This is a genomic window from Paenibacillus sediminis (assembly GCF_017873765.1).
In the GTDB taxonomy this organism is placed as follows: domain Bacteria; phylum Bacillota; class Bacilli; order Paenibacillales; family Paenibacillaceae; genus Paenibacillus_AG; species Paenibacillus_AG sediminis.
The window spans coordinates 140,384-162,380 of record NZ_JAGGKP010000001.1; the positions used below are offsets into that span (position 1 = coordinate 140,384).

General features: G+C 44.7%; 24 protein-coding genes and 1 pseudogene. 21 read left to right on the forward strand and 4 right to left on the reverse strand.

Translation table 11 applies throughout. The features are described 5' to 3' along the window. Positions 1–35: 35 nt before the first annotated feature. The 9 genes from J2Z20_RS00725 to J2Z20_RS00765 all read left to right on the forward strand — a co-directional run bounded on the left by J2Z20_RS00725 (position 36) and on the right by J2Z20_RS00765 (position 10,447). Positions 36–932 (forward strand): carbohydrate ABC transporter permease, encoded by an 897-nt coding sequence (locus J2Z20_RS00725; RefSeq protein ID WP_245251815.1) that lies wholly within the window; start codon positions 36–38, stop codon positions 930–932. Then, a complete protein-coding gene (locus J2Z20_RS00730; RefSeq protein ID WP_209844396.1) occupies positions 925–1,818 on the forward strand; it encodes a carbohydrate ABC transporter permease in 894 nt (297 codons plus the stop codon). The genes J2Z20_RS00725 and J2Z20_RS00730 overlap by 8 nt, the downstream gene beginning before the upstream one ends. 40 nt (positions 1,819–1,858) lie before the next feature. Continuing rightward, the gene (locus J2Z20_RS00735) at positions 1,859–3,064 is read left to right on the forward strand and encodes an alpha amylase family protein (RefSeq protein ID WP_209844398.1); all 1,206 of its coding nucleotides are present in this window, start codon (positions 1,859–1,861) and stop codon (positions 3,062–3,064) included. 18 nt (positions 3,065–3,082) lie between these two features. Continuing rightward, on the forward strand, positions 3,083–4,474 hold the full coding sequence (locus J2Z20_RS00740) for an ADP-ribosylglycohydrolase family protein (protein ID WP_209844400.1): 1,392 nt from the start codon (positions 3,083–3,085) through the stop codon (positions 4,472–4,474). Positions 4,475–4,476: 2 nt separating this feature from the next. Beyond that, positions 4,477–6,024: a DUF4127 family protein gene (locus J2Z20_RS00745; protein ID WP_209844402.1), complete on the forward strand. Its 1,548-nt coding sequence runs from the start codon at positions 4,477–4,479 to the stop codon at positions 6,022–6,024. A 49-nt stretch (positions 6,025–6,073) separates the two neighbouring features. Further along, positions 6,074–6,802, forward strand: coding sequence for an N-acetylmannosamine-6-phosphate 2-epimerase (locus J2Z20_RS00750; RefSeq protein ID WP_209847133.1), 729 nt, complete (start codon positions 6,074–6,076; stop codon positions 6,800–6,802). Positions 6,803–6,819: 17 nt separating this feature from the next. Then, the gene (locus J2Z20_RS00755; RefSeq protein ID WP_209844404.1) at positions 6,820–7,722 is read left to right on the forward strand and encodes an ROK family protein; all 903 of its coding nucleotides are present in this window, start codon (positions 6,820–6,822) and stop codon (positions 7,720–7,722) included. Between the two features lie 24 nt (positions 7,723–7,746). Continuing rightward, a complete protein-coding gene (locus J2Z20_RS00760) occupies positions 7,747–9,330 on the forward strand; it encodes an FAD-dependent oxidoreductase (protein WP_209844406.1) in 1,584 nt (527 codons plus the stop codon). Between the two features lie 151 nt (positions 9,331–9,481). Then, on the forward strand, positions 9,482–10,447 hold the full coding sequence (locus J2Z20_RS00765; protein WP_209844408.1) for an MBL fold metallo-hydrolase: 966 nt from the start codon (positions 9,482–9,484) through the stop codon (positions 10,445–10,447). 186 nt (positions 10,448–10,633) lie between these two features. Here the strand turns inward: J2Z20_RS00765 and J2Z20_RS00770 are convergent, their stop codons facing one another. The 4 genes from J2Z20_RS00770 to J2Z20_RS00785 form a co-directional block, all read right to left on the reverse strand. After that, positions 10,634–11,254 (reverse strand): TetR/AcrR family transcriptional regulator, encoded by a 621-nt coding sequence (locus J2Z20_RS00770; RefSeq protein WP_209844410.1) that lies wholly within the window; start codon positions 11,252–11,254, stop codon positions 10,634–10,636. A 32-nt stretch (positions 11,255–11,286) separates the two neighbouring features. After that, positions 11,287–12,360 (reverse strand): M42 family metallopeptidase, encoded by a 1,074-nt coding sequence (locus J2Z20_RS00775; RefSeq protein ID WP_209844412.1) that lies wholly within the window; start codon positions 12,358–12,360, stop codon positions 11,287–11,289. Next, entirely contained in the window at positions 12,348–13,589 is a 1,242-nt protein-coding gene (locus tag J2Z20_RS00780) for an MFS transporter (protein ID WP_209844413.1), read from the reverse strand. The genes J2Z20_RS00775 and J2Z20_RS00780 overlap by 13 nt, the downstream gene beginning before the upstream one ends. A 155-nt stretch (positions 13,590–13,744) precedes the next feature. Then, the gene (locus tag J2Z20_RS00785; RefSeq protein WP_209844415.1) at positions 13,745–15,031 is read right to left on the reverse strand and encodes an MFS transporter; all 1,287 of its coding nucleotides are present in this window, start codon (positions 15,029–15,031) and stop codon (positions 13,745–13,747) included. A gap of 186 nt (positions 15,032–15,217) precedes the next feature. Here J2Z20_RS00785 and J2Z20_RS00790 point away from each other — a divergent pair, with 186 nt between their 5' ends. The 12 genes and pseudogenes from J2Z20_RS00790 to J2Z20_RS00835 all read left to right on the forward strand — a co-directional run bounded on the left by J2Z20_RS00790 (position 15,218) and on the right by J2Z20_RS00835 (position 21,668). After that, the gene (locus J2Z20_RS00790) at positions 15,218–16,177 is read left to right on the forward strand and encodes a 3'-5' exoribonuclease YhaM family protein (RefSeq protein WP_209844417.1); all 960 of its coding nucleotides are present in this window, start codon (positions 15,218–15,220) and stop codon (positions 16,175–16,177) included. A 623-nt stretch (positions 16,178–16,800) separates the two neighbouring features. Continuing rightward, positions 16,801–17,001, forward strand: a pseudogene (locus tag J2Z20_RS00795) (RNA polymerase subunit sigma-70); the annotation flags it as partial. Positions 17,002–17,384: 383 nt separating this feature from the next. Then, positions 17,385–17,618 carry a hypothetical protein gene (locus J2Z20_RS00800; RefSeq protein ID WP_007781139.1) on the forward strand — a complete coding sequence of 78 codons (234 nt, stop codon included), beginning with the start codon at positions 17,385–17,387 and terminating at the stop codon, positions 17,616–17,618. Positions 17,619–17,713: 95 nt separating this feature from the next. Next, positions 17,714–18,010, forward strand: a complete 297-nt coding sequence (locus J2Z20_RS00805; protein ID WP_245251816.1) for a type II toxin-antitoxin system VapC family toxin — start codon at positions 17,714–17,716, stop codon at positions 18,008–18,010. A gap of 78 nt (positions 18,011–18,088) precedes the next feature. Further along, complete coding sequence (locus J2Z20_RS00810; protein ID WP_245251817.1) at positions 18,089–18,229, forward strand: IS1096 element passenger TnpR family protein; 141 nt, start codon at positions 18,089–18,091, stop codon at positions 18,227–18,229. A 52-nt stretch (positions 18,230–18,281) separates the two neighbouring features. Then, on the forward strand, positions 18,282–18,554 hold the full coding sequence (locus tag J2Z20_RS17835) for a hypothetical protein (protein WP_245251818.1): 273 nt from the start codon (positions 18,282–18,284) through the stop codon (positions 18,552–18,554). Positions 18,555–18,563: 9 nt separating this feature from the next. Next, a complete protein-coding gene (locus J2Z20_RS17840) occupies positions 18,564–18,728 on the forward strand; it encodes a UPF0158 family protein (protein WP_245251819.1) in 165 nt (54 codons plus the stop codon). A gap of 28 nt (positions 18,729–18,756) precedes the next feature. Continuing rightward, complete coding sequence (locus J2Z20_RS00820; RefSeq protein ID WP_209844419.1) at positions 18,757–19,053, forward strand: nucleotide exchange factor GrpE; 297 nt, start codon at positions 18,757–18,759, stop codon at positions 19,051–19,053. Between the two features lie 174 nt (positions 19,054–19,227). Next, positions 19,228–20,520 (forward strand): SWIM zinc finger family protein, encoded by a 1,293-nt coding sequence (locus J2Z20_RS00825; protein WP_245251820.1) that lies wholly within the window; start codon positions 19,228–19,230, stop codon positions 20,518–20,520. Continuing rightward, positions 20,471–20,764, forward strand: a complete 294-nt coding sequence (locus J2Z20_RS17845) for a hypothetical protein (RefSeq protein WP_245251821.1) — start codon at positions 20,471–20,473, stop codon at positions 20,762–20,764. Before J2Z20_RS00825 ends, J2Z20_RS17845 begins: the two co-directional genes overlap by 50 nt. A 147-nt stretch (positions 20,765–20,911) precedes the next feature. Continuing rightward, on the forward strand, positions 20,912–21,091 hold the full coding sequence (locus J2Z20_RS00830) for a hypothetical protein (RefSeq protein ID WP_015253841.1): 180 nt from the start codon (positions 20,912–20,914) through the stop codon (positions 21,089–21,091). Further along, positions 21,084–21,668 carry an ATPase gene (locus J2Z20_RS00835; RefSeq protein WP_245251822.1) on the forward strand — a complete coding sequence of 195 codons (585 nt, stop codon included), beginning with the start codon at positions 21,084–21,086 and terminating at the stop codon, positions 21,666–21,668. The genes J2Z20_RS00830 and J2Z20_RS00835 overlap by 8 nt, the downstream gene beginning before the upstream one ends. Positions 21,669–21,997 lie beyond the last annotated feature (329 nt).

Consider the following 21,997-nt stretch of genomic DNA (forward strand, 5'->3'; position numbering starts at 1 on the left):
ATCTCACTCCTATTTTTTAAAAGGAGGGAAATCGATTGGCTTTATCGAAAGAGCAGGCCCGCCAAACTAGATTCGCTTATGCCATGCTTACTCCTGGAATTATATTATTGATCGTGTTTACCTTTATCCCAATTGTATATGGTCTACCGCTAGCCTTTACGAACTATTCGGCCGTTGATACAACGAAATGGGTTGGACTCAAAAACTTTGACAGAGCTTTTCATGATCCTGATTTTTGGGTCTCTCTTAAGAACTCTATTTTATATGTAATCGTAGTACCTGTAATCCAGTTTCTGTCGATCTTGATGGCAGTGCTCGTCAACAATAAGCTGCGGTTTGTTAATTTCTTTCGAACGGCTTATTTTATCCCAGTCGTGACTTCCATGACGGCGGCTGCAATCGCTTGGAAATGGGTGTTTGAAGAAGACGGGATTTTGAATTATTTTTTAGAGGTTGCAGGAATCATTGACGGCCCCATCTCATTTATGTCAGATATGAATTTAGCTCTTTACGGCGTCATGTGTGTAACCATTTGGAAGGGTCTCGGTTATTACATGATGATCTATCTTGCCGGATTGCAATCGATACCGAGTGAGCTTCAAGAGGCGGCCAAAATTGACGGCGCTGGACGGTGGAAAGTCATTTGGCATATTACGATTCCGCTGCTCATGCCATTCGTTATGCTATGTTCGCTTCTGTCCGTCATGGGCGCTATTCGTGTCTTTGATGAAATTTTTGTTATGCACGGCCCGAAAGGGGATCCGGCCTCTGCTACATTAACGACAAGTGTGTACACGTACAAAATTTCTTTCCAAGATTATAACTTTGGCTATGGTGCAGCAGTAGGTCTTGTCGTTTCTTTATTAATTATGGTCTTTACGATTCTTCTGTTCAGATATACGAGAAGAGGAGGGATGAATTATTATGAATAGCAACTCCACTTCAATTTCTGTCCAATCTCGTGTTTCAACACACCGCTCTTATAAAAAGACACGCAGCTGGAAAAAGGTTATGGCTAGCATCTTGCTCTATATACTGCTTGTCATTGCAGCTCTATTCTGTCTTGGGCCATTCCTCTGGCTTCTCTCAACCGCATTTAAGACAGGAGAAAATGTGTACGCGTTCCCTCCGCAATTTATACCTCATCCGATCACGTTTAAAAATTTTATCGATGTCTTTGACATTATGCCGCTATGGAAATACATCTACAATACGGTCTACATGACGGGGCTGGGTGTAGGCTTAAATCTTCTGCTCTGCACCATTACGGCGTATCCGCTCGCTCGTATTCAGTTTCCAGGACGGAATTTTATATTTTATGCGATCGTAAGTACGATGGTTTTACCGAATGCGGCCGGTATGATTGTGAACTTTATCATTATTCAGAAGCTCAATTTATACAACACGATGCTCGGTGTTGTACTTCCTTCGGCGATCAGTGTTTTTAATATTTTTCTGCTTCGTCAGGCTTTCATAACGATTCCAAACGATATGGAGCATTCAGCGAGAATAGACGGGGCTCGTGAATTTAGAATCTTTTTCAGTATTATGCTTCCGATGATACGTCCTGCCGTAGCGACAGTAGTCATTTTTGATTTTATGGCCTTCTGGAACAGTTTGATTTGGCCGGTCATCGTGTTTGACGATCAAGATAAATACCCGCTCGCGCCAGCGCTGCAGTATTTGCAAGGTACGCTAGCGTATAATTTTCCTTATATCGCAGCGGGAACGATCATATCGATTATTCCGATGATTATCATCTTCCTAATTTTACAGAAGCAATTTATTAACGGGATGGTCGGCGCAGTTAAAATGTAATAGATCCATCAAACTACTTTCAATTTGAGGGGGTCCTATCATGAAGCAATCCATAGAGAAGGATGCGAATATATTATGGGTTGATTTTATTGCGAACGGTGTCCGCTTGGCTGACCGAGCGGAGAGACAGCGTCTCGTGAACAGCGCCAAACGAGCTGGAGTAACCCATTTAGTAGTTGACGCCAAAATTCCTTATGGCCACACAACTTATCCAAGTGCGTATGCTTATCATGTAAGTCGTTGGTCGGACGGTCGTTATAAGGTTTGGGAGGGTCGTGACTTCCTTGCCGAAATGATCCAAGAAGCTCAAGTTGCTGGGCTTTCTATCATTGCCAATGTCGATGTGTTTACAGAAGGAACGACAAGGTCGAAGGACGGCATCGCTTATGAGAAGCGGGATTGGCAAGTGATGCTGTACAAACCGAGTCTTTCTTCTGAACCTATGGCAGCTGAAAATGCGGATGATGATACCATTTTTGTGAATCCCATTCATGAAGAAGTGACCCGGCATGAGCTCGGCATTTTGAAGGAAATCGCGGAAAAGTATGATATTGCTGGTATTGTCCTCGACCGATGCCGTTATCCGAATGTCTATGGTGATTTTAGTGAGTTAAGCAGAAGATCATTCGAAACATATATTCAGCAGCCTGTGGAGCAGTGGCCGCGCGATATTTTTACATTGAAGGATGGCACGAAACAAATCGAATTTGGTAAATGGTTCGGAAAATGGACGGAATGGCGCGCACTGAACATCAAACATTTTGTACAGTCTGCAAAAAAACTGGTCAATTCCATAAATCCGAATCTGCTTTTCAGTATTTATGTAGGATCATGGTATCCGCTGTATTATAACGAAGGCGTCAATTGGGCGAGCAGCACGTATCGTGCAAACTTACCTTGGGCTTCAAAGGACTATCATGTCTCTGCGTACGCAGATGAACTCGATTTTATAATGACGGGTTGCTACTATCCAGAAGTTCGAATTGAAGAAGCCGTGCACAATGGAAGGCCTGCGGAATGGTACAGCGTAGAAGGAGCTATTAAGATGAGCCTTGAAGCGATTAACGGGCAGATTCCGGTCATTGCCAGCCTATATCTGAAAGATTATGAAGGGAACCATGCGCAATTTGCGAAAGCAGTGTCCATGTGCAAAGAACGGACAAATGGGGTCATGCTGTTCGATGTGAGTTATTTAGATGACTACAGCTGGTGGGAAGGGCTCGAATTTGATTTATCCGTCAAGTGATGAAGGGTGGGGTAAATCATGGCCGGTTATGCAGCGTTAGACGTTTTGTTGAATTTAGAGCTTACTCAACTTGATGAAGAAGGATATGACACAGCAGGGCTGCATCAGAAATTACAGGCGGCAGGGACTGATGGAGCAAGCTTATTGGAGGTCTATGAAGAAATGCAGCGCCTTCCTAAACGCCAGGACTTCAGTTATATCGAGCCGTCTGACTTGGAACACATCCGTTTAGATCGTCCTGCAGGTCCACGTAAATTAGATGACACGTTACATGATTCGCAGTGGAAGGATAAATTTTATGGAGCATGGCTTGGGCGATGCTGCGGATGCGCTCTCGGAAAGCCGCTAGAGAGCTATCCGTTTAATGTAGGTAAGGATGGTAAGCCAGGCTGGTTCTGGATCAAGGCATGGTACGAAGGTGCCGATGCTTGGCCGATTCAAGGATATGTTCCGCGTCATTCCAGACTCGAGCTAACGAACCCTATCGAGATGCCGAATATACACAGCTATCGTGACATGATGACCTATATGGAAAGCGATGATGATTTACGCTATACCGTACTCGGGCTCGTACTCCTGGAACAAAAGGGATTGCAGTGGGATTCGTGGGACATCGGTGATCTATGGCACAAATATTTGACATATCAACAGGTGTGTACCGCCGAGACGCAATCTTACATCAATTTCATTCAAGTCGCCCCGCGAGAAAATTACAAGAAACCTAGCAATTGGCCAGAGCGCAAAGAGTGGGTACGAACCTATTTAAATCCTTATCGCGAATGGATCGGCGCGCAAATTCGTGCGGATGCATTTGGTTATGCAGCAGCTGGAAATCCGGAACTGGCAGCGGAGCTTGCTTGGCGGGACGGTTCCTTCTCTCATGTTAAGAACGGGATTTATGGAGAAATGTATACAGCTGCGATGATTGCCGCTGCTTTTGTAACTGACGATGTAGAAGACATTGTGCGTATCGGCTTAAGTGAAATTCCGCAGCAGAGCAGGCTCGCTCAGGCCATTCATCAGGCTATTGAAATAACGAAAACCTGTCATGATCAAATCGAGCTTGTGGGACGAATAGAGCAGGCTTTTAATAGCTACAATTGGGTGCATACGATCAATAACGCGGCTTTGGTAACTGCAGCGCTTCTTTTTTCCGAAGGGGATTTTGAAACGGCGATCACAACAGCGGTATTGGGCGGCTGGGATACCGATTGCAACGGTGCGACATTGGGCTCGATTATGGGGGCAATGCTCGGAGCGAGCAGGCTGCCAAGCCGGTGGACTGAACCGCTGGACGACACATTATATGCGGAAATCATCAATTTTCATCCAATTTCGATTTCAGAATGTGCGCAGCGAAGTTATTCCGTATTTCGGAAAATTCAAAGTGAACTGAACAGGAGTAAATAGATATGAAAAAGATCATTTATATTCCTTTGGATGAACGCCCGTGTAATTATGACTTTCCAAGCGACTTAGCAGAAGGAACGGAATTTACGATAGTGAAGCCGAGCCTTGAAATGATGGGACTTAAAAAGGTGCCGGCCAATACGGATCATCTATGGGGATGGCTGTTTGAACAGACGGCAGATGCAGATGGTGCGATAATATCCATCGATACGCTGCTGTACGGAGGAATTATTCCTTCAAGACTTCATCGTATGACAATCGAAGAGTGTGAAGAACGACTGAATCAGCTGAGGATGTTAAAACAAATAAACCCCTCTCTTAAACTATTTGCGTTTAATCTCATTATGAGATGCCCGCAGTATTCGAGCGATGATGAGGAACCGGATTACTATGAGCGTTGGGGCAGAGAAATTTTTAGACAGGGATACATCAAGCATCGGATTCAGCTGAATATTGCGACTGATGAAGAGAAGGCTGAGCTTCAGGAAATAGAAGCGGTACTGCCTGCTGCCTACCTTAACGACTATATTCATCGGCGTGCTGTTAACGTTGAAGTGAACAAATTAGCTGTGCAATTGGTCAAAGAGAAGATCGTTGACTTTATGATTGTGCCGCAGGATGACTCTGCGCCATTTGGTTTGACGGCCGTCAATCAGCAGCAAGTTCGAGATCATGTGAGGACCCTTGGCACAGAACTTTCGGTCTATATGTACCCGGGTGCCGATGAAGTAGGCTGTACAATGTTAGCACGGATGATCAATGAGATGAAGGGACGCAAGCCGCTCATCTATCCGCACTTTTCCAGTATTCAGGGTCCATTTATTATCCCTCTGTATGAAGATCGGTTGCTCTTTGAAAGTGTGAAATATCAAATACTAGCCGCAGGCGGACTCATGGCTTCTTCCTTTCAAGAAGCAGATCTTATCCTATGTATTAATTCCCCCGGGGAGACGATGATGGAATCTATTTCTCAGAAGATGCCTAATCAGGGTTATCAGATTGTAAGAAACATTGTTGAGTTTACAGAGATTGCGGATTATGTCATCCATCATGTAAACAAACCGTGTGCGGTTGCCGATGTTGCCTTTGCTAATGGTGCCGATTTGACTCTGCTTCGTTTATTGAAAGAGAAGAAACTGCTCTTCAAGCTGGCAGGTTACGCGGGCTGGAATACAAGCTCTAATACTTTGGGAACCGCGATTGCACAAGCGATTGTTTATCAGCTTTACGGGAATACCGTAAATCATCGTAACTTCTTGGGACTCAGAATGGTAGAGGATGCGGGTTACTGCGCTTTAGTACGCGGCTCAGTTTGTGAGTATGATCTTCCTCAGATGGGATACAATTATTTTTCCGTAGACGGTCAAAGAGGGGAAGTTGCGAGATTAGTGAAAATGAAGCTTCAGCAATTTATTGAATCCAATCTGAATGACGACCAATATCAAATTGTGATCGATGATTGTTACATGCCTTGGAGCCGAATGTTTGAGGTTGGCCTGAAGACACATGTGATAGAGCATCAGAATGAAAGACTGCAAGCTCGGCATTGATCATTTAGTTCAAACAGCGATTCTTCATAAGGAGGTGACGGGGCTGGAAATGAAGCCTACATTTGATCAGCCTATTTTCGAACGAATTTACAAAGGATTGATCGTCTCATGCCAGGCACTTGAAGATGAGCCGCTGTATGGTGCGGAAGTGATGGCGAAGATGGCTAAATCTGCAGAGCTTGGCGGCGCTGTCGGAATACGTGCGAATAGTGTTATGGATATCAAGGCTATTAAACAAGTAACCCGCCTCCCGATTATCGGCATTATTAAGAAGGACTATGACGATAGTGAGGTGTACATCACCCCCACTCTTAAAGAAGTGAAGGAACTGATGGAGGTCGGTGTTGATTTTATCGCACTAGATGCAACCAGGCGGCCTCGTCCTCATGGTGAGCAGTTAGAGTCGTTAGTTGCTTATATGAAGGAAAAAGGGCAGAAAATGATGGCAGATATCTCTACTCTTGAGGAAGCAAAATACGCCGCATCAATCGGTGTAGATTGTATTTCAACAACACTATCTGGATATACATCATATTCACCGCAGCATCAGGAGCCTGATTTTGCTTTGGTACAGGAGGCAGCAGGTGAGCTGAATATACCTGTACTCGCGGAGGGAAGAATCCATATGCCTTCACAAGCTGCACAGATGCTGATCTTAGGTGCGCATGCGGTTGTGGTCGGCTCCGCCATTACGAGACCTCAACTGATTACCGAGCGATATGCGCAAGAGATTAAACATACACTATTAAAAAACAAACTAAAGAGCCAAACCTCTTAATTTAGGAAAAGGTCGTGATGGCGATGCAAACGATCGGAATTGATATCGGAGGCACATCCATTAAAGGAATCGTCATGAACAGTCAGGGTGAGAAGCTGGGTGAAATTCAACAACCTACGGATGCGGCGCTGGGAAAAAAACACATCGTACTGCATGTTCAGGAAGTAACCCAGCAATTATTGCGGCGATTTCCGCATATCGCTACAATCGGCATCGGAACCGCTGGAGTAGTGGATGTGAACACAGGGCAAATTGTGTACGCCACCGATAATTTGCCCGGCTGGCATGGCTTTAGGCTTAAACAATGGGCAGAGGAGCGTTTTGGACGTAAGGTGATTGTTGATAATGATGCGAACGTGGCACTTGCAGGTGAGTATTGGTTAGGTGCGGGTAAAGATTGCTCAGACCTTACAATGCTTACGCTCGGTACAGGTGTAGGCGGCGCCAATATGATTCGAGGAGAGATTTACAGAGGAGCGAACTGGACTGGCGGAGAATGGGGGCATGTTATCTTTACCCCTCGCGGTCGTCCATGTAATTGCGGAATGGAAGGATGTATTGAGCAGTACATATCCGGGACTGCTCTTGTCCGTTCAGCACAGGAAGCAGCGAATGTCCCTTATGCTTCAGGTCATGAAGTATTTGCTGATTTTGCAAAAGGCAATCCAGCAATCGCCCGTGTAGTAGGGCAATTTGTTAGAGACTTAGCACTTATTATTCATAATATTCATAATGGATTAAATCCGGGCAGAATTATCATTGGCGGGGGAATCGTGGATGCCAAATCGTTCTGGTGGGACTTGCTTGAGAAACAATTAAACCTGCTGCCTTCGAAGATTGAGGTTAGACCCGCTGTGCTTGGCAATCAAGCAGGCGCCATTGGAGCGGCTAGACTAGCGATGCTGACTAAGGGGTTCTAATCATCTAACTCATGGGAAGGAGAAATGATTGTGGGAGGATTACAAAAGTTCGATGTCGTTGTCCTTGGTGGCGGACTTGGAGGGTGTATGGCCGCTTTGGCGGCAGCGAAAATGGGTCTGCACGTAATGTTAACAGAAGAGACCGACTGGCTAGGCGGTCAGCTGACAAGCCAAGCGGTTCCGCCGGATGAACATCCGTGGATCGAACAGTTTGGCTGCACGGCTACCTATCGGGAATTTCGGAATCGAGTTCGTGCCTACTATAAGGAGAATTATCCGCTTAAGGAAGAGGTTCGGCAGAATAAGTTCCTGAATCCAGGTAATGGCTGGGTCAGCCGTCTTTGTCATGAACCTAAGGTCGCTAAGCGGGTCATAGAAGATATGCTGGCCCCTTATGTGAACAGCGGGCGTATTTGTGTTATATATCAACATAAGCCTGTCGATGCTTCTACTGAGGGAGATTGGATTAGGCATGTTACGATAGAGCACTGTGTAACTGGAGAACGAACTATTTTAAAAGCGGCTTATTTCCTGGATGCGACAGAATGCGGAGATGTGCTGCCGCTCGCAGGCGTCGAATTTGTTATGGGCGCAGAAGGGCGAAGCGAGACAGGGGAGCCGCATGCGAGCGAAGCAGCGAATCCACTCGACATGCAGGCCTTTACATACGTGTTCGCACTGGATTATATTCCGGGTGGAGATTTTACGATCGAGAGGCCGAAGCAGTATGAATTTTGGCGTAAATTTGTGCCGCGGCATTCACGTTTCCCTCTATTAAGCTGGTTCGCTAATGATGCCAATGATACAACTAAATTTAAGGAATACTCGCTTTTTCCAGATGAACGCGGACTGATGCCTCTATGGACCTATCGAAGAATTATCGAGGCTTCTTTATTTGCGAAGTCTATTTATGAAAGTGATATTTCGCTCATCAATTGGCCGCAAAATGATTATTTCCTCGGGCCTATATACGGAGTCTCGGATCAAGAGCGTAATCAGCATCTCGAAAATGCCAAACAATTAAGTCTCTCTGTTCTTTATTGGCTTCAGACGGAAACGCCAAGGCCGGATGGAGGTAAGGGTTATCCAGGTATTCGATTACGTAAGGATGTGCTGGACACCGAGGACGGTCTTGCGAAGCGCCCGTATATCCGTGAATCACGCCGTATTAAGGCTCTTTATACGGTGACGGAGCATCATGTCAGTAAGGAAATACGAGGTGATCAAGGCATATGCCGGTATGAAGACAGTGTGGGTGTAGGCAGTTATCATCTAGATTTGCATTTGACGACGGTCACCAACCGGACGTTCTATATTCCGACGTATCCCTATGAAATACCACTAGGAGCCTTGCTGCCTATTCGCGTGAAAAACCTGCTGCCTGCTTGCAAAAATATCGGAACAACACAGATCACAAATGGGTGCTACCGTCTGCATCCAACGGAATGGAATATAGGCGAATCGGCAGGATATTTGGCGGCATACGCTGTTCTTAATCAAGTGACGCCTCATGAAGTCCATGCGAATAAAGCGCATCTTGAAGCCTATCAGCAATTAATTGTGCAACAAGGTGTGCAAATTCATTGGCCGGATGAACTCGAGGTATAATAGCTGACTACCAACAATTGACATGGGAACATATGTTTTATAAAATAATCAAGGCAATTAATTTCAAGTTCCGAATCCTGAACAAGCCCAGTTGAAAAAAACAACTGTGATAGTATAAAGCTATCATTTCAGGTGGGAGGAGAGTTAACACATGAAAAATCGAATTGAAACATTCACGGGCTCAAAGCATTTCCGGCTGAATCACGTCGCTGAGGGTGTATTTGCAGCAATTTCGGTCCCTGGTACCGGCTCTGTAGGGAACGCAGCAATCATTGATCTAGGTGATACAACGCTTGTGGTGGATACCTTCAATACAATACAGGCTGCAGAGGATTTGAAGGCAGCTGCAATGTACCTCACGGGAAACCCAGTTTCCTATGTAATCAACACACATTGGCACAGTGACCACACGAGCGGGAATCAACTGTTTACCCCTAAGGCACAAATCATTTCTACATCTACTACACGTGAAATTATGGCTACATTCGGAAAAAACAGGTTAGCCCAGCAGTTGTCCAACCCGGAACCGATTTATCAGGCTATCGACGAAGTTGAGGAGAAAATACAACAAGAGACGGACGAAAAGTTAAAAAAGGAATTGCAATGGGAAAATGCTAGTGACCGTGAGTACATGAAAATGCTCCCCAATTTGGTATATACACTACCAACGATAACTTTTGATGGGCAGATGAGTATTCATGGCAGTGATCGGACCGTGCAACTCATCACGTATGGCGGCGGTCACACGCAAAGTGATGCATTCGTGTACCTGCCTGAAGAAAAAACTGCCGTCATGGGGGATCTGGTGCTCTCGAAGCATCACCCTGTAATGATGTATGCAAATCCCCAGGAATGGCTAAATATTTTGGAGCGAGTCGAACGACTTGGTGTAGAAACAATCGTACCGGGTCATGGCGAAGTTTGCTCCATGAAAGAACTTTATGAGGTGAAAGGTTACATAAACGATATAGTGGCATTGGTGGCGGAAACCGTTCAAAGTAAGAAAAGCATTGATGATATTTTAGTACCAAAAGCTTATCAAGGCTGGTACTTTACTACATATTTTAAGACAAACTTGAAAAAAGTTTATGATTTGATCACTAAATCAGCGGATTAAGAAGAGTGTAAAGGACCAGGGTCTGATTTTCAGATAAGTTTGGATGCATTGATACATAAACGAATAGATTAGTTTGCTAATGAGCAATAGTTACAAAACAATGTCGAATTATCATAAACAAGAGTAAGGCCATGAACACTCACATTAGAGTCAAGGCCTTACTCTTGTTCAATCTGTCGATATTAATTAATTCGGAGGGGACTTTAGAATATAACGGAGCACCATATTCTCCATGTCCTTTAGAATTGATCGATAGTCCGCTTCCTCTCCGTACAGCATGAATTGAAGCGCCAAGCCGTCCCTCACTGCCCAGAACAGATACGGAGCGGCCGTTTCATCGAGGTCGGCCCGGCATTCTCCACTTTTTTTGCCGTCTTCTATTATTTTCTGTACCAACGATAAGGCTTTGCTTGAATATTTGGAAAAGTAATCTATTAATTCAGGCTGGCGAGCCGCGTATAACATAAACTCCATATGAAATGTCAGCCATTTTCTCAGTTCATGGAGCGGCTGCTTTTGAAATCTGTCGAATAAAAAACGAATTTTATCGGCGGCGCTTGTTATATCTTTGAATTGGGCGCTCAGGCTTTCCACCATGGCATTCATTCTGTCATCGGCCATTTGAATATACATATCTTCTTTGCTTGAAAAGTAACTATAGATGGCCCCTTTGCTAATTCCTAAATGGCGCACAATATCTTCAACGGTAGTCGCTTGGAAGCCTTTTTCCGTAAAACAATGCAAAGCTCCCGCTAAGATGGACGCTCTTTTCTCTTCTTTGTATGCATCGGAAACTTTGGGTGACATTTTTATCTCTCCTTAGGCAGGGATGCGGTGTACTATTGAAGAAATTGGTTGACCTGGTCCCAGTCCAGTCGCTTGATCACTTCTGTCACAAGCGTAACTGTTTCTTCGAAATCTTTGCGCGACATAATAGCACTATGTGTATGAATATATCGCGTCGCAAAGCCGAGTGCAATAGAAGGGCAACCGATTCCGTGTGTATGAAACTTCCCTGCGTCAGTTCCACCGCCTTGGATGATTGTCGTTTGAATAGGAATCTGCAGTTCCTTGGCCGCATCAAAGATTAATTTCCGAAGGCCAACATGCGGCACCATCGTTGCGTCATAGAGGACAATCATCGGCCCTTTGCCCATCTCACATGCGGTATCTCCAGATTCTAATCCAGGAGTATCCATGGCAATTCCCACATCGACCGCGATAGCAATATCTGGCTTCACAAGCTCAGCCAAAGTTCCGGCCCCGCGAATCCCAACCTCCTCTTGAACGGTTGCTCCGCTGAACACTACATTGGGGTGAGTTTCATTATGAAGTCGGTTCATAACTTCAATCGCAAGCGCACAGCCCGCACGATTATCTAGCGCTTTGCCCACCCATAGACTGTCTTCCTTCATGGTGAAGAAATCTGCAATCGGCACAATTGGATCTCCGGGATAAATGCCCATTTCCTGAACCTCTTCAGCGCTAGAGGCTCCAATATCAATGTACATGTCCTTAAGCTGAAGTACCTTATTACGTTCTTCCGATGTGATGACATGCGGAGGTTTGGAGCCGATGATCCCGATGACGTCGCCTTTTTGTGATTTAATTTTTACCCGCTGTGACAGCAGACTGTGGGGCCACCATCCGCCAAGCTGATGGAATCGAAGAAATCCTTTCGGTGTGATGTGGGAAACCATAAAACCCACTTCATCCAAATGCCCTGTGAGCAGTATGCGCGGCCCGTCAGTTGAACCTGTTTTTCTTCCTACAACACCGCCAAGTCGGTCTTTCATCATTTCCTCAGACACTGGCTTCAGCCATTTTTCCATCTGAAAACGGACTTCTTTCTCGAAACCTGGGACGCCATCAGCCTCCGACAATTGCTTCATCATTTGCGTTAATTGGTCCATACTGTTCGCTCCTTTTCATTGTTTCGTATTTTTCTTGAATCCACTCGATAAAGGATGATACCTGCTAATGCCGCGAGGATTACAACAGTGTGTAGACTTGCGACCATTTGAAATAGTGATAAATGCTTATATACCAGGGGGGCTACAATAAAACCGACTCCAAAGCCTAGCCTATTGAGAAACGTGGACACTCCAAATACCCGGCCCCGGATTCGATTATCGCTTTGCTGAAAGATCGTAGTTGCCGTTGTCACGGAGCAAGCGTCAAATATGCCAGTTATGAACGCTGCTGGCAGTACCCATAACAATTGATCTGTCATAAAAATAGCCATAAATCCAAGTGACATAAAAGGGGTAGCATACAAATACACGTTATACAGATTTTTACGGAACCAAGCTATCTTGGGCATAGCATAGGTAGATAATACGTTGCCAGCGCCCCATACAGACCAGATCAAACCGTAAAATAGTGCTTGCCTGTCCGGATTGATATTTTCAGCAAGCAGTGGAATTCCGAGGTTATGAGAGCCTGATCCGAACGTGTCCAGCAGATAGACCATGAATACAATTAAAAGTGCAGGCTGGGCCCACAGATAAGCTTTCACTTCCTTTAAGTCATCAAGCTGCTTGCGAAAATGATTCTGAGACGACAAGCCCTGAGCTTCAGCCTGAACCGAACCGCTTGGCTTGGAGGAGGTCCATTTCATTTTCATGAGGACATAGGCAGAGACCAGAAAAGAAAAGGAGTCTAGCGCTAACACCGCTTCATAGCCCAGACTATCTTGAATAAGTCCTCCCCCAAGGAAGCCAAAGACCATGCAGACAGCGCCTATCCTCGAAATAAGCGAGTTAATAGCAAGTAGATTACGCTCCCCGTAAATCAGGGGGATTTCCGCACTGTAGCTAACTTCAAAGAAGCTGCCGAAGAAACCCATGAGAAAACGGACCATCAGAATCATCTCCGGTTGCGGAAAGAAAATAAGCACCAGGATGAGACCGCATCGCAGGATGTCACTAACGATCATAATTTTCTTTCGGTCGAAACGGTCAGCCACAACGCCGGATATTAAACTGGACAGCATGCCGCCGAGTACTCCAATTGCGAGTGAAGCGGATAGCCAAGCGACACTCTGCGTTGCCGAATAAATTAAGGCTCCCAATACGATCATATCCATCCGTGAACCTAAATCCGAAAGTGCTTTTACATACAAGTAGATTTTGTTATTCATGAGGGTCTCCTCTCTAAATAAACTGACCAGTCGTTCATTTTATTTCTAACATAAAATGGATACAATAGCAATACACAGATTTGGGGAATGGTAATTTACAGGGTTCAGACCAATGCAAAGAGGCCTGGCAAATATTTGCCAAGCCTCTTCCATTTTCATTCGAACTCATTCGTTTGTGATCCAGACCATTTAGGCAGGCGCCGTTCACGGAACATGACGTAGTAAAGAATTGAACCAAATACATAGAGTGTACCTGTAATACTGAAGGTGATGGCGTACCCCCAGTAACTGCCATGGTTCATAATAAGATACGATTGAACTGGACCCATAAACGCCCAGCCCAGCGTAAAGGCTGTTTGTGTCATTGAATTGGCAATCCCTCGGCTCGATTCGGACACACGGTCGATTAAGACGGTGGATTGAATCGGGTTCGCTGCATTCATCAGCGCTTGCCTGAACAGGAAGCTGACAGCTGCGATCGCCAAAATGTTTGTAAACCCGGTTAGCAGCAGGAATGGCAAGGAAAGAAGTTGAAAGCAGACAATGGCTTTCACAGGCCCAATTCGCGATGCGAGTGAAGGACCGATCAACATCGAAATAATCGTCATAATTTGTCCTAGTGAAATAAGTAAGCCTACCGCACTGAGAGATACGGAAAAACGATTTGTGAAATATAGATTCAAATATGGGATAACCAGTCCTGACCCAATCCCGATAATTAAATTGACCAATGCGAACCGACCGATTGTTATGTAATCTGATTTTAAATGTCGTACAGCAATTTTAGAGTGGGCTGTATGTCCTGTTGTTTGGTTGCTCTGTTTCGTTTCTTTTGCAGACTCGGTGATAAGCATCAATGGAATGAAGGCTGCAAGGGTAGCGATACTGCCGATCGTCAGAACGATCTGTAAACTAGAAATACGGCTCATCCCTAATGACTGAAGTAAGTCGGCCAATGTTCCTCCTCCCACGCTTCCAATCACCTGAGAGGCAAGCACGAGCGATGAATGGTAGCTGAAGATACGCAGACGCTGCGCACTAGGTACATTTTCAGCGAGAAATGGAATGGAGAGCACCTGAAATATAGAAGCAAACACTCCGGAAAAGACAGAAAGCGCTAACAAGCTAAAGCCTGATTCGAGAAAAGAACGACCGATATAAGCAAGACCGGTAAATAAGGCACCCACAATCAACAGTCGCTTTCTGCTGGCTCGGTCACCAATCAGACCAACCGGAATAATCATCAGTGCAGTGGCCAATGATTGAACGCTGACAATGTTCCCGTTCATATCATCCCCGTATCCAAGACTTTGAATAAATAGATTGTATAATACGGAGAACATGCCTCCGCCGATTTGAAATAATACATTTGCTAGAAAGAACATTTTGATATTTCTGGATAAGTTGTTCCATTCCTTATTTATCTGATTTGTGAACTGCATGAAGAGTTTCCCCCTGTCTTCATTAACCGACCCTTTTATTTTACCAGTTTTAACTGCGGCAGGGGAAAGAACTTTTGATGGATTCGAAGCCAAAGAGATCAGGGGATTTCTGCTAGCTATAAAAGCTGATATGATTATAGTAAGAAGATAAATTTCTAGGGCATGATTTTATGGTGGAGGGAAAAGATGACTTTAATCAAAAGTTTAAATAATCAAGATGAATTTGTAGGCTTCTATCTGCTCAAGGAGCTGGAATTGAAACAAACCAATGTCACGCCGTCAAAAGATTACTTTGATATTGTTCTAAGCGATTCTAGCGGTCAACTTCCAGCTAAGTACTGGGATGTCACTCAAGCAGATAAGGAAACATTTTTCCCGATGGGACTCGTTAAAGTACAAGGCGTTGTTCAAACCTATCGCGATAAGCTGCAAATCAAAATCATACGAATACGCAAAGCGCAAGAAGAAGACGGTGTAGCCTTAACCGATTTCATTCGCTCTGCTCCAATTCGTCCGATTGATCTCATATATACGATTAAACAGGTGCTGGAAAGCATCAATGACGAAGAGATTAAAACGATTGTTTCTTTTTGTGTGAAAAAAGTAGAAGAGAAATTAATGCACTATCCTGCCGCCAAAACGCATCATCATGCATATTTTGCAGGCTTGGCCTATCATATTGTGCGGATGCTTGAAATCGGCGAATTTATTTGCAAACAGCGGCCGTTCCTAAATGCCGACTTGATGAAGGCCGGAATTATTCTTCATGATATTGCGAAGCCGGAAGAAATGATTGCACAGCTAGGGATCGTTACAGATTATAGTGTGGAAGGCAAACTTATAGGCCACATCTCGATGGCGTCTAATTGGATCACTGAAGCTGCAATACGCTCAGACATTGATCTTCAATCAGACAGAGTTCTCGCGCTGCAGCATTTGGTCTTATCTCATCATAACCTCGGTGAATGGGGGAGTCCTGTCCAACCTCAGATGGCAGAGGCAGTCGCACTTCATCATATTGATTCATTGGATGCTAAGCTGCAAATGGTAGAAGACGCGCTAGATACAACTCCAGAAACGGAAAGCTGGACACCTCTCATTCGTGGTTTAGAGAATAAACCTATTTATCGGACGAAGTTGCTATAAATAATGGCATAGGACCTTACCTTAATTTCTTAGGTGAGGTCCTTCGTTTTTTGAACTATCAATATTCCTACTTCACTTTGTTGCTCTAACATATATATCCAGCGATGCATATTCAAATTGCTCTTGTCCCGCAAATTTTGACGAGAAATTGGCGACGTCTAGACTAAATTCAAGGCTATGATTTTTAATTTCATAGAAAGATTCAGATTCTGTTTCCTGCTTTTAGCTTCATCGCGTTCAGCCATTGCTTTCGATAATTGGTTAATGGTTTTCTTATCATATTTACTGCTTAAGTTATTCCAAAATTGTCGTTCGCTTCGACTTGCTTTGATACCGAGTTGGTTCAAATAGTTTAGTACAAATTGTGTATGTCCGGATAATAATTTAGACCCTATATAGCAACAATTCCTTTTAGTTTTGATTTTTATACAATGAACATTATATCTGTTTACCATGTTTAGGCAAATGGTAATAATTGAAGCTGTTTAATTTAAAGAGGGCTTCTTTTATTATCTCCGTACAGGCACAGATAGGCGCGCGCCCACATACAATTAAATCAATATAAACCGAGAAGAATAGGCCGGTTGGATTGCGATTTCATTGAATTTCGGGAGGTGTCATCGGTGCCTGGTTTGTTTGCGGCGATTGCCTTGTTCATTAAAGAGTTAACATTGCTGGTGTCTTACGTCAAAAATAACGCGTTTCCTCAGCCCCTAACAGAAGAGGAGGAAACGAAATACCTGCTGCTGTTGGCAGAAGGCGATGCTCATGCACGGAATATGCTGATTGAGCACAACTTGAGGTTGGTTGCGCATATTGTGAAGACGTTGTGAACACGAACCGACGTCAGGAAGCAGCGCGGATTGTGTGCAGCGGCCGGTTTGTGAGGTGAGGGTGGACGAGCCATCTGGATCGATAAGCTGGTCTGAAAGGGGCCGGCTTATCTCCTTCTGGATTTTGAGTGTGTTATGTTATACTGTTGGTAACACGAAATAAAGCGCTCCAGTATGACAGAAGAAACGATTATGACAGGAGTGAAATGATATCGAAAAACAACGATCGATTCAAACTGATGTTGAAGCGAATCCGGAACTGAAATTCATGATTGAACAGAGCAGAATGGAATATAAATCCGGAAAGGCCTTGAGAACATCGGAAATACTGAAATATCTTGCAAATCTTAAATCGGAAGGTTGGTGTTTAAACCATGTCTTTGCCCAAAAAGATGGATCAACAAACGGCTAAGGAACTTCGCTCCATACTGCAAAAGATGAATATTACGCACAGCAAAGTAAAAATCAATTTGGATAACGACACGATTGAAGTAGAGGATGACTACTCCATTGATGACATCCTTGAGTCGGCGGGGGTATTAACACCGGAACAAGCAAAGCAGTTGGCTAATGAAGTCAAGAAAATGCGTGAGGAAGAGTGGAACTAAATGGGCGGTTATTTACTCGATACCAATATTGCGATCGCATTGCTGGCTGGGGAGCATGCCGCGTTGGATTTTGTCAGGCAGGCCAGTGACGATCGATGTCGATTTATTTCTCCGTAATTACGGAGTGCGAAGTGTTCAGCGGGCTGGAATCCGCTTATCGTTTGCAAGGAATCAAGCTGTTTAATTCACGAAGATGTATTGAGGTAAGTTCCAGTGTTGCCCGACTTGCCGGGGACATACGTAGGGAACAGAAGTCGAAAGGACGGAAGCTTAAAACTCCGGACGCAATTATTATTGCAACTTCTATTGAGCACCAGCTTGGTCTTATATCAAGGGACCACGATATGAGCTTTGTTCGGGAAGCATTCGGTTTGCCGCTGTTTACCATTTAGCCTACCCATTGTAATTCCAACCGGGATACAGTGGGTTTGTTTATATAACCGGAATAACTAAAAGGAGAACAGACGATCATGGTTTATAGATGCAGAATCGAACTGAATGAGATTGCCCCGAAGATTTGGCGGGAGTTTCAATTTGATCCGGACGTGACGTTTCATCAGCTTCACAAAATCATCCAATCGGTCATGGGATGGGAAAATTACCATTTATGAGGCGAAGCAACGTGGCGAGGCGAGAAAAGTGACAGCAGCTGGAGGAGAATCTATGAAAGAATTGAAATTGACCAAGCAGCAGTTTCAGGAGATTGTGGATGCATACGACATGTACGTAGAAGAAATAGAGTCCTTCCTGAATATCGAAACTGGAGATGTTGTCACGTTGCGAACGTTTGATCGGGATGAAGAGGACGAAGAATTAAGCGAGATCATTGAAGAAGGCTTTCATGAAACTTACTTTCGGATACCGAAACGGGATTCGGATGAAGGATATACCGACATGGTTGATTTTGCAGCAACGATTGAAGATACGATGCTGTAGTCCAGTCTGATGCACACATTAAGCGGCGGCAAGAGAATATTCCGAAGATTCAAGGATGCGTTATCTTCCGACAGCGAGCAGTTAGAGCGGTATTACCAGTTTGTTGAAGAGCAGAATCGCAAACGTGTTTCTGATTGGTTCGAATCCATTGAAGTGAAGTTGATTCTCGAGTAATAAAGAAATGTTTGGGCAGGGGATACCGGTGAAACGTTCTTCAAGACAGACGATGATTAAGCTGTATGCTCAAGCGGTCATTTCGGAACTTCAACAATTAGGTTATCCCAATGATCAAGCTAACGCAGTCTTTTTTCGACACTATCGAGACATGAAACGCTTATTTGGTCTTGAGCAGAATGTATGCGATTTTGCAAAGATGATTGATGAATTTGAACGTGCCATGCAGAAGAAGCATGACCCGAGTGATCCCAATTCAATTGCTGTTGGCCATCTAAACCACTTGGCTAAAACATACATCCTTAAGCATAAAAGCAACAAATGAGCAGGATTATTTTCCAAATGGCAACCGATATACGACCTGTGTCGCTGTCACCATTTCTAAAAGATGAATATGTCGACGCTGCGGCAGATCAACATATTTTCTTCTTCACCACTGAGCGTTCATCGACTATTGGAATTCCAAGATGGAAAGAAGCATCCAAAGGGGGTGGTCCTCTTGAATTTATCCGATTTTTCCAGATACATAGATCCTGCAGTTGTACACAGAGGGAAGGAATACGCGTCCGAAGGACGGGTAATTTCCTTGAAGTCCATTGCCGATGAAAAGTACACTGCGGTTGTGCGCGGGTACGAGGATTATGAGGTTTATGTAAGGCTAGACAACGAGAAAAACATAATGGAATCGGAATGCGATTGTCCGTACGATTTTGGACCGGTATGCAAGCATCAAGTCGCCGTATTCCTCGAGCTTAAGAATAGAGAAGCAGACGGGGTATCTTCACCGGAACCGTCTCTCCGGCAACTGTTGGAAGCAGAGAGCAAGGAGAAATTAATCGAATTGCTGCTCTCGATTGCATCGGATTCATATACCGCGGAAGAGCGCATCAGACTCCACTTGTCGAAAAGGGGCGCGGATCAGGAGTTGGACGCCTGCCGACGGTTGATTCGATCCTACATTGACACATATTCGGATGATCATGGTTTTGTGTCTTGGCGGAACGTAAGCCGCGCGGTGGAAGGTGCGGAGATCGTCGCTGAAAAGGCTCTCTCCGCCTTCGATGAAGAGGAATGGTTGCACGGGCTGGCGATTCTGTTTTGCATCATCGAAGAGATGATTGAATTATTGCAGTCCGCCGACGATTCGGACGGTGGAGTCGGGATCGTGATCGAAAGCTGTCTGGAATCGATCTTCAAGCTGGTTCAGGATCACCATCATATTCCGGCGGAAGAACGCTTGAAGATTTTCCGCCGGTTGTTGGAGGAGACACACCAGCCTTATTACGACGGGTGGTCGGATTGGCAGCTCGCGCTCCTCGAGGCGGCGGGCGCGCTGATCGAGTCGGAACAGATGCAACATCAATGGGATGATGCGGCGGATTCGCTCCTGGGTCATACGTCCGGAAGCAATTGGTCGCGGGAGTACACAGACGAGCGGGTAACTGTGCTCCGATATGGTCAAATTTTGGAACGTTCAGGTGAAGAACAGGCGAAAGCTTATTTGTATAAACATCTGCATTTCCCGGAAATTCGGGAGATTGCGATTCGAGCGGCGCTTGAGCAAGGCGATGCCGAGGAAGCGATCCGATTGGCGGAGGCCGGGGAAGCCCAAGATCAGGGGCTGCCGGGGCTCGTCTATCGCTGGAAGAAATATCGGTATGAGGCATACCATCGCACAGGACAAGTCGAACAGCAGCGGAAACTCGGGATGGAGCTATACCCAAATTCTGGTGGAAGAGGAGATGTACGCACGGCTTTTGGAACATGTCCGCAAGGCACCTTACCGAATTGAATCGTTCTATGAGCAATTGCTTCCGCATTACCCGGAGGAGGTGAAGGCGCTTTTCGTGGCATATATCGAATTCCGGGCGGATCAATCCAGAGACAGGCGAGATTACGCCGATGTTTGCCGGATCATTCGAATGCTTCAACAGGTTGGCGGACGGAAAGAAGCGTTCACCGTCACACAAAAATTGTTAACCAAATTTCCGCGAAGACCGGCTTTCCGGGAGGAGCTGGGGAAGATTCGTTTTTGAACTTTATGGGAATAAGAAGTAACGCGGTTTGAGCATAGCTTGATTTTTGTGAGTGGGTGGACAAACTGGTATGCGAGGCCTGTAATTTTGATCTGAAACGAGTATGTTATAATAATGGCAAGATTAAGTCGGGTTGGATGGTGACCTATGATGGACCGTATTCAAGATTTGCAAAAACTGATCAAACTTACGGGCGATCGCGCGAAACTGGATGCAAAAGCGAACGGAACTTATATTGTCTATCAAACGGAAAAAGGCCAGATTGTCAAAGAATATGCAAACGGTGTGATCGAGCCAATCGACAATCCTGGGGTTCATCATGAATGAGTACTCCACAGTGATGGTTGTATTCGCCGGCAATAACGGCAGCGGCAAAAGCACCATTCGCAATTTGATAGTGGACAGGCTTGGTATCAGTGTCAATATAGATCCCGACGCTTTAGCTCGGAGCATTGATTCTGACCATCCGGATCGCCGCAAAGTATCCGCAGGCAAAGAAGCGATTAAACTTGCGAGAGATTGTATCCATCATAAACGCGATTTTTCTGTAGAAACGACTTTGGCCGGCGGTAATGCGATACGACTGATACGGGAAGCCAAGGCGAACGGCTTTGAAGTGATGATGTTTTATGTGGGTCTAAATGATGTTCGGCTCAATATCGAACGTGTTGCCGCAAGAGTTCAAAACGGTGGACATCATATACCGACTAACGACATTGTTTGGAGACAAACCACATCCATGCAAAATCTGCTAACTCATATCCATCTCATTGATCATTTGATTGTGATTGATAATAGCGAAGTTTCCGGTAAAATCGTTATGCAAGCTGAACATAGTATTTTAAAATATCAGGCCGAATCTCTTCCAAAATGGGTGCATAAGATCAAGGATCAGTTACATTGATTATGGAGAATCATATGAAGTTTGAAATTAGCAAATCTATGGAAAACAAAATTAATAATTGGGATAAATGTGAACCCAAAGATGTAACGGGAGCAAAGTTTGCGTACATATTTATACCAACAAGTCTAGGATTGGTTATCAAGGTCCAGTGTGATGTTTGTAAAAGGGAATTACTACTAACCGAAGATGATTAAATCTTGAATTTTACATTTCTCCCAATGTGAATAAGGAATTCTACGCGACCGGATTAGATCTGGTCGTTTTTTTTGTGCAGAACATATATTCGCTGACAAAGTGTTGTCATGACTTAACTATAAAATAAAAATATA

Coding starts and splice junctions, on each gene's coding strand:
- J2Z20_RS00730 (WP_209844396.1), top strand. CDS start 925: ATGAATAGCAACTCCACTTCAATTTCTGTCCAATCTCGTGTTTCAACA.
- J2Z20_RS00735 (WP_209844398.1), top strand. CDS start 1,859: ATGAAGCAATCCATAGAGAAGGATGCGAATATATTATGGGTTGATTTT.
- J2Z20_RS00740 (WP_209844400.1), top strand. CDS start 3,083: ATGGCCGGTTATGCAGCGTTAGACGTTTTGTTGAATTTAGAGCTTACT.
- J2Z20_RS00745 (WP_209844402.1), top strand. CDS start 4,477: ATGAAAAAGATCATTTATATTCCTTTGGATGAACGCCCGTGTAATTAT.
- J2Z20_RS00750 (WP_209847133.1), top strand. CDS start 6,074: ATGAAGCCTACATTTGATCAGCCTATTTTCGAACGAATTTACAAAGGA.
- J2Z20_RS00755 (WP_209844404.1), top strand. CDS start 6,820: ATGGCGATGCAAACGATCGGAATTGATATCGGAGGCACATCCATTAAA.
- J2Z20_RS00760 (WP_209844406.1), top strand. CDS start 7,747: ATGATTGTGGGAGGATTACAAAAGTTCGATGTCGTTGTCCTTGGTGGC.
- J2Z20_RS00765 (WP_209844408.1), top strand. CDS start 9,482: ATGAAAAATCGAATTGAAACATTCACGGGCTCAAAGCATTTCCGGCTG.
- J2Z20_RS00770 (WP_209844410.1), bottom strand. CDS start 11,254: ATGTCACCCAAAGTTTCCGATGCATACAAAGAAGAGAAAAGAGCGTCC.
- J2Z20_RS00775 (WP_209844412.1), bottom strand. CDS start 12,360: ATGGACCAATTAACGCAAATGATGAAGCAATTGTCGGAGGCTGATGGC.
- J2Z20_RS00780 (WP_209844413.1), bottom strand. CDS start 13,589: ATGAATAACAAAATCTACTTGTATGTAAAAGCACTTTCGGATTTAGGT.
- J2Z20_RS00785 (WP_209844415.1), bottom strand. CDS start 15,031: ATGCAGTTCACAAATCAGATAAATAAGGAATGGAACAACTTATCCAGA.
- J2Z20_RS00790 (WP_209844417.1), top strand. CDS start 15,218: ATGACTTTAATCAAAAGTTTAAATAATCAAGATGAATTTGTAGGCTTC.
- J2Z20_RS00800 (WP_007781139.1), top strand. CDS start 17,385: ATGTCTTTGCCCAAAAAGATGGATCAACAAACGGCTAAGGAACTTCGC.
- J2Z20_RS00805 (WP_245251816.1), top strand. CDS start 17,714: ATGTCGATTTATTTCTCCGTAATTACGGAGTGCGAAGTGTTCAGCGGG.
- J2Z20_RS00810 (WP_245251817.1), top strand. CDS start 18,089: ATGGTTTATAGATGCAGAATCGAACTGAATGAGATTGCCCCGAAGATT.
- J2Z20_RS17835 (WP_245251818.1), top strand. CDS start 18,282: ATGAAAGAATTGAAATTGACCAAGCAGCAGTTTCAGGAGATTGTGGAT.
- J2Z20_RS17840 (WP_245251819.1), top strand. CDS start 18,564: ATGCACACATTAAGCGGCGGCAAGAGAATATTCCGAAGATTCAAGGAT.
- J2Z20_RS17845 (WP_245251821.1), top strand. CDS start 20,471: ATGTACGCACGGCTTTTGGAACATGTCCGCAAGGCACCTTACCGAATT.
- J2Z20_RS00830 (WP_015253841.1), top strand. CDS start 20,912: ATGATGGACCGTATTCAAGATTTGCAAAAACTGATCAAACTTACGGGC.
- J2Z20_RS00835 (WP_245251822.1), top strand. CDS start 21,084: ATGAATGAGTACTCCACAGTGATGGTTGTATTCGCCGGCAATAACGGC.